General features: G+C 43.7%; 8 protein-coding genes. 4 read left to right on the top strand and 4 right to left on the bottom strand.

Annotated elements, in window-relative coordinates; translation table 11 throughout:
• Window positions 1-105: 105 nt before the first annotated feature.
• Window positions 106-603, bottom strand: a complete 498-nt coding sequence (locus tag GO755_RS37610) for a DUF3299 domain-containing protein (protein ID WP_157590590.1) — start codon at window positions 601-603, stop codon at window positions 106-108.
• Between the two features lie 89 nt (window positions 604-692).
• On the opposite strand from GO755_RS37610, the gene GO755_RS42085 reads away from it, so the two are divergent.
• The 4 genes from GO755_RS42085 to GO755_RS37590 all read left to right on the top strand — a co-directional run bounded on the left by GO755_RS42085 (window position 693) and on the right by GO755_RS37590 (window position 4,620).
• Window positions 693-2,270: a sensor histidine kinase gene (locus GO755_RS42085; RefSeq protein WP_317166039.1), complete on the top strand. Its 1,578-nt coding sequence runs from the start codon at window positions 693-695 to the stop codon at window positions 2,268-2,270.
• Window positions 2,271-2,274: 4 nt separating this feature from the next.
• Window positions 2,275-2,931, top strand: a complete 657-nt coding sequence (locus tag GO755_RS37600; RefSeq protein WP_157590597.1) for a response regulator transcription factor — start codon at window positions 2,275-2,277, stop codon at window positions 2,929-2,931.
• A gap of 140 nt (window positions 2,932-3,071) precedes the next feature.
• Entirely contained in the window at window positions 3,072-3,707 is a 636-nt protein-coding gene (locus GO755_RS37595; RefSeq protein WP_157590589.1) for a peroxiredoxin, read from the top strand.
• A gap of 139 nt (window positions 3,708-3,846) precedes the next feature.
• Entirely contained in the window at window positions 3,847-4,620 is a 774-nt protein-coding gene (locus GO755_RS37590) for a glycoside hydrolase family 25 protein (protein ID WP_198175049.1), read from the top strand.
• Window positions 4,621-4,671: 51 nt separating this feature from the next.
• Here GO755_RS37590 and GO755_RS37585 read toward each other — a convergent pair whose 3' ends face one another.
• The 3 genes from GO755_RS37585 to GO755_RS37575 form a co-directional block, all read right to left on the bottom strand.
• Entirely contained in the window at window positions 4,672-4,956 is a 285-nt protein-coding gene (locus GO755_RS37585; RefSeq protein ID WP_157590588.1) for a putative quinol monooxygenase, read from the bottom strand.
• Between the two features lie 31 nt (window positions 4,957-4,987).
• Window positions 4,988-5,731 (bottom strand): shikimate dehydrogenase family protein, encoded by a 744-nt coding sequence (locus GO755_RS37580; protein WP_157590587.1) that lies wholly within the window; start codon window positions 5,729-5,731, stop codon window positions 4,988-4,990.
• 68 nt (window positions 5,732-5,799) lie between these two features.
• Entirely contained in the window at window positions 5,800-6,438 is a 639-nt protein-coding gene (locus tag GO755_RS37575; protein WP_157590586.1) for a DedA family protein, read from the bottom strand.
• Window positions 6,439-6,479: the final 41 nt, after the last annotated feature.

The following is a 6,479-nucleotide window of genomic DNA, read 5'->3' as shown; positions in this document are numbered from 1 at the left end:
GTAATTTAACGCAGCTTATGGTTAGTCTAATGCCTTAATTGCCTAAACGTAAAAAGCCTGCTCTATTATGGAAAGAGTAGGCTTTTTATACTAAAAACTTGTACCCTATTGCTCAATCATTTCTGCATCGGCCAGAATGTAATTGAGTTCGTAGATGTTATCTGCATTAAGCTTAAGTGTACCTCGGAAAGTACGGCGCTCATCTGTTTTGAATTTTTTGTCAGACTTCTTGAATTTCAGAGACACAACCGATTCTGGCCCCGCGCCCCCACAAAAAAAACAGGCGCTATATGGGAATGCCGATAGTACATAAATATTCGATTCGAGATCGACTGGAAGCACATAACCTGTTAAGTCGACTGTCTTTCCATTCAGTTTCTGGATGCTCTGACCAAAAGTGGGATAGAGCATGTATACCGATTCTTCGGCATACCATTTTTTCTTGAAGGTAACATCGCGAAGAACTTCCCACGACAATTTCACCGGTTCGGCAGCTACGGGAGCTACTACCCTGGGCTTAATTCGTTCGATTGGTAAGATAGCGGGACGAAAAGCGGAGGCTATAAGCGACACGCAGAGGAAAGCAATTACTAAACGGTTCATGGCGTTGAAAGACTTTAACGGTAGAAAACAAAGGTAAAACTACAAAAAAGATTACTTTTATAATTCACTTTAGCTTCGATCACGCTGCCGTGTCCGATTCACTCAACGATAACGCAAAAGACGGTTCGGTAATTCCCGTTCGGTTCACTCGTTTGTATATGACGATGTTCATTATCCTTGCCGTTTTGCTAACGGTAGGGCAGGGGCTAACACAATGGCGCTTCGGAGCTATTGAACAGCAAATGAGCGTCATCCGCCATACTGCGCTCCAACGACACCAGAGTCAGCAGATTGTAAAGCAGGTGCTCCAGGTAACCGATGCTAGTGAGCAATCCAGTTTTGAGGAAAATGTAGCCGAATTGAGACGGTTATTTCCTGTTTTTGAACGTTTCCATTTGCAAACTCGGGAAGGTCGTACGGACGATCCTAAGATACGGATTATCTATTCGGATACATTAAATCGATTGTATGCTGGCATTCGCCCAGAGTTTGAAGCTTTTCAACAGAGCGCCCATCGAATAATGCGTCTGCAACGGTTTGATGAAGTAAAACAGCCCGATGTACAGGCTAGTCTTAAATTGATGCTCGCCAACGAAAAGCCATTTTTAGAGAAGATTGACCGGATTGTGGTGGTCTGTAACGGAGAGCAGAGATCCATGCTCGCATTATTACGTTCTACAGAATTATACTTATACATCTTTACTTTGATTGCCCTCATCGGTATTGGCCTATTGATTTTCAGGCCTGCAGCCCGAAAACTTAAACAAACGTTCGCTCAGTTGATTGAAGCTGAGAGTCAAACGGCAGCTGCTAACAAGAAACTGTTAAGTGCCAATAAGTCGCTAAAAGAAACCCGCCAGAAACTCTTCGAAGCCACAAAGCAACAGTATGAACAACAGATTGATGATCAGAAACTGAGGACATCGTACTTAATTGCTGGTCAGGAAGAAGAGCGCAAACGAATGTCGCGAGAACTTCATGACGGATTGGGGCAGATGCTCACAGCCATTAAACTGCAAATTGAGGGACTCGAAGCGGGCCTGACTCGAGCTGCTGTCAATGAACAAAATGGTACAACAGCCTATTCTAAAAACTTAAAGACATTAAAGAGTCTGGTCACTCAGACTATTCAGGAAACCCGGACGATCTCTAATAACTTGATGCCTAGTGTATTAAGTGATTTTGGCGTTGTGCCTGCCATTAAAATGCTGGCCGAACATGACCGTAGTGAATCGCTCGATGTTACCTTTAAAACAAACTTTACAGCCGATATGCCTCGTTTGGATAAAAATATTGAGATTATGCTGTATCGGGTGACCCAGGAAGCGGTCAGTAATGCGGTTCGGCATGCAAACCCATCTCATATCCATATCGAACTAAAAGAGCGCGGAAACAGCTTACAATTAGTTGTGAGTGACGATGGCCAGGGCTTTCGTGTACCTCGCAAAAACCAGGTTAATGAGTTAATGAAACCGATTCAGGAAGTCAATGGTGATAGCCCGCAGTCGTCAATGTTACGGCCTCCGTCTCAGGGGCTGCATAACATACAGGAACGAACTAAACTGGTAAACGGTAAATTTAAACTTAATTCTACTCCGGGGAAAGGTACTAAACTGCAGATCAGTATACCCTATCAAACCCAACTTGCTCATCATGACACCTACTAAATTAATGCTGGTGGACGACCATTCTATTGTTCGGGATGGCATTCGACTCTTATTGGAACAGGCAGACGGTCTGGAAATTATTGATGAAGCCAATGATGGCGAAGAAACTCTTGATAAGCTGAAAGCGCATCAGGCAACCCCAGAACAACTGCCTGATCTGATTCTTATGGATATTTCCCTGCCTGGTATGTCGGGTATTCAGACCACTCAGGTTGTCAGTAGGCTATACAAAAATGTGCGCGTGCTGATGTTGTCTATGCACAACAATGAAGATTATATTCTGCGAAGTGTGGAGGCTGGTGCTTATGGTTATATTCTGAAGGATTCGTCATCGGATGAGATGATTAAAGCGATCCGTACCATTGCCGCAGGTGAAAAATACTACAGTTCACCTGTTGCTTCTATTATTCTGAGTGGCTACATGCAGCAACTCAAAAAAGGGAGCCGTCACAGTCGTACAGAACGACAATCGAAGCTGTCCAACAAGGAAAAAGAGATTTTACAGTTTTTGGTAGCAGGTATGAGTAGCCGCGAAATAGCAGAAAAACTTCAACTCAGTGTCCGAACTGTAGATAACCATCGGGCCAATATGATGCGCCGGTTACAGGTTCGTAATGCTGCCGAGCTGGTTAGGATGGCTGTGGAAGATAAATTGATCTGATTTCTGAACGAGGAATTTTAAAAATTGCGAACTAGCATCGTTTATTTTAAGTTTGCTGATGAAACCGGCTCACTGCCGGTTTTCCGTTTTTTGCCTACTATATTAACTAGATAGGGATTGTCAACTAAACCACTATTTATATGTCACTTCGCTTAGGAGATATTGCCCCCGATTTTGAGGCCGACACAACACAAGGCCACATTCATTTTCATGAATGGTTGGGTAATTCGTGGGGGATGCTATTCTCTCACCCTGCCGATTTTACTCCTGTTTGCACAACCGAACTAGGTAAAACAGCCCTACTTAAAGATGAATTTGGAAAGCGTAATGTAAAAGTTATTGCTGTTTCAGTCGACGACCTGGAGTCGCACAATCGCTGGACCCCAGACATTAAAGATGTTACGGGCTCGGAAGTTAATTTTCCCCTCATTGCCGATCCAGACCGGAGCGTAGCTACACTTTACGACATGATTCACCCTAATGCTAGCGAAAAAGCAACAGTGCGTTCGGTGTTCGTTATTGGGCCTGATAAGAAAATCAAACTGACTTTAACCTATCCAGCCTCAACAGGACGTAATTTCAACGAGTTACTAAGAGTAATCGATTCGCTACAACTCACAGCCAATTATCAGGTAGCTACACCCGCCGATTGGCAGGAAGGTGAGGATGTGATTGTAACTCCCGCTGTACCGAACGATCAACTGGAAGCTAAATTTCCAAAAGGCGTGACGTTTGTCAAGCCCTATTTACGGACTACTCCCCAGCCGAATAAATAAGGCAGTCCTATTGCCTGTATGCTACAGCTATCAGTAAATTATGAATCAGAGAAGCCCTTTGCCTAGGCAAAGGGCTTCTCTGATTTTGAGAGGTTTGGGGATAAAACCGTAATTTTGGCCTGTAAAGTCAACTATTTACATGAAATTTCGCGTACTGGTCAAGATCATCTTTCGGCGATACGGCCTATGGATTGCGGCATTCCTACTTGCTTTGGCAGGTGTTTGGGTTGTTCGGTCGCGACAGGCTGATGAACTGGATTGGCGATTTGTACAAGCATTTGGTATTCGATTACCTATGCGATACGGCATTCACGGTATTGATGTATCACGACATAATGATCGTATTAACTGGGCGCGGGTTCAACAAATGGAAGCAGAAGGCGTTCGATTACAATTTGTCTTTATCAAAGCAACAGAAGGAGCGACTTTAGCCGACAAACATTTTGACAAAAACTGGCGCGAGGCTAAAAAAATAGCTATGCACCGAGGAGCCTATCATTTTTATCATCCCACGCGTGACCCACTTAAGCAAGCCAATAATTTTATTCAACATGTAAATCTTAGCCCAGGTGATTTTGCACCGGTAGTTGATTTCGAGGTAATTAATGGTCAGTCAGACGAGACGATTGTTAACGGCCTACGATTATGGCTCGAAACCATTGAAGAGCATTATCAGATCCGCCCAATTATTTATACAAACGGTAATCTTTACCGGCGTTATATTAAAGGAAATCTGGACGAGTACCCACTATGGATAGCTGATTACTCGACTAAGCACCTACGTAGTTACAATGCCGATAAACTCTATCTCTGGCAACACAACCAGAATGGCTGGGTTAAGGGTATTCGGGGGCAGGTTGACTTTAACGTATTTGTGATGGATGATGCTCGAATGAAGGAAATCTGCCTGTAAATTTTTCGACTTCTCTGCCCTCTTCATTGGTAAACGAACCTGACCGGATAGCTAAACCGTAACTTTTGTTAGTTCAGCAGGTTTGGCAAGCCAATCTTTTGCTTTTATCCCAAACGCTGCCATATGGGGCATTTGACTGTGCGCCTGAAGGCCAGCTTCGTCGTCCCAGAGTTCGTGCATGATGAACCGTTCGGGATGTTCTGCGCTTTCATACAATTCATAAAGCTGACAGGCCGGTTCTTTTCTTACATCGAAAATTAACTCACGCAAGGCATTTTTAAGATCAACTTCGGCTCCGGGACGAGCAGTGATATTGGCAAAAACTAAGAGAGGCATTTGTTTTGGGTTTATCGAAGTAGGAAAAATACTATAGTTGCCAAATTTCCCAGGCTTTCTCAGCCTGAAGCTCCAGCATGCGTAAGCCATTATGTACAGCAGCCCCATGTTCGTGGCCGAGTTTCATAAACTGAGTTTCCGCTGGATTATAGACCAGATCATACAACAAGTGCTGATCAGTTAGTTGCGAGTAGGGTAAAGCAGGTGCTTCACTGACTCGAGGGTAGGTTCCAACCGGCGAACCATTGATAATTAACGGATACTCAGTTATGACTTCTGTTAATTCCTCATAAGTCAGCGTCTCAGCTGTTTTTTTTCGTGATACGAATTTATAAGGAATACTTAAATCGGCCAGGGCGACAGTAACGGCTTTGGAAGCCCCACCAGTACCAAGTACCAATGCCTGAAGATTTGCTGGCGTACGCTGAAGTGCGGCTAACCAATCTGTAAGCGATTGCTTAAAGCCGTAATAATCGGAGTTATAGCCTGTTCGAGAACCGTCTGCATTCAGCTTGATTACATTTACAGCACCAATTTTTTCGGCTGATATATCCAGGCGATCTAAATAAGGTAGTACAGCCTGTTTATGCGGAATCGTTACATTTAGTCCTTGCAGGTCAGGTAATTCAAGAAGGTCTGCTAAGGCCGAAATGTCTGGCATATCAAATAAGTCATAACGACTGTCTGTAATTCCTTCACGAGCAAATTTCTCGGTAAAGTATCGTTGTGAGAACGAATGCGTGAGTGGAAAACCAATAAGACCGTAACGCTTCATGTTAATAGGATTAAAAACAATATGCCACAGCGTTTAGCCGTGGCATACCTAAAATCAATTGACTGGTACTAGGCGCGTTTCTTAAAAAACTCAATGATAATTGGTACCACCGAAAGCCCAACGATACCAAACACTACTAATTCAAAGTTTTTCTGAACAATGGGGAAATTGCCAAAAAAGTACCCAAGTAGTGAAATGCTCGTTACCCAAAGAGCAGCTCCCAATATGCAGAATTTAATATACGTTCCATACGTCATGCTACCGGCCCCAGCTACGAAAGGCGCAATTGTGCGCACGATAGGGATAAATCGGGCAATAATGACCGTTCGACCACCATATTTGGCATAAAACTTTTCGGTTTCAGCAATGTATTCACGTTTGAAAAACAAGATTCGCTGCCGTGATTTAATCTGTGTCCCTAAAAATCGACCCACAAAGTAGTTGACGTTGTCACCTAATAGTGCAGCTCCGATCAGGAGCGGAATAATTACCCAAACACTCAAGTCATTCGTTGGCCGGGCAGCCAAGGCGCCAGCAGCAAATAACAACGAATCACCGGGTAATAACGGCATGACAATAAGCCCTGTCTCCGTGAAAACAATCAGGAACAGAATAGCATAGAGCAGCACGCCATATTCGTTAGCCCACAGATCGAGGTGGCGATCGAGGTGAAGTAAAAAATCAATCAGTGATTTTATAAGATCCATAAAAAGAAGTCGTCAGTCAATAGTCGATAATCAAAGTCGCC

It is taken from the genome of Spirosoma arboris (assembly GCF_009754945.1).
Taxonomy (GTDB): Bacteria; Bacteroidota; Bacteroidia; order Cytophagales; family Spirosomataceae; genus Spirosoma; species Spirosoma arboris.
The sequence above is the reverse complement of the archived record's forward strand: the minus strand, read 5'-3'. Positions and strand labels throughout refer to the sequence as shown.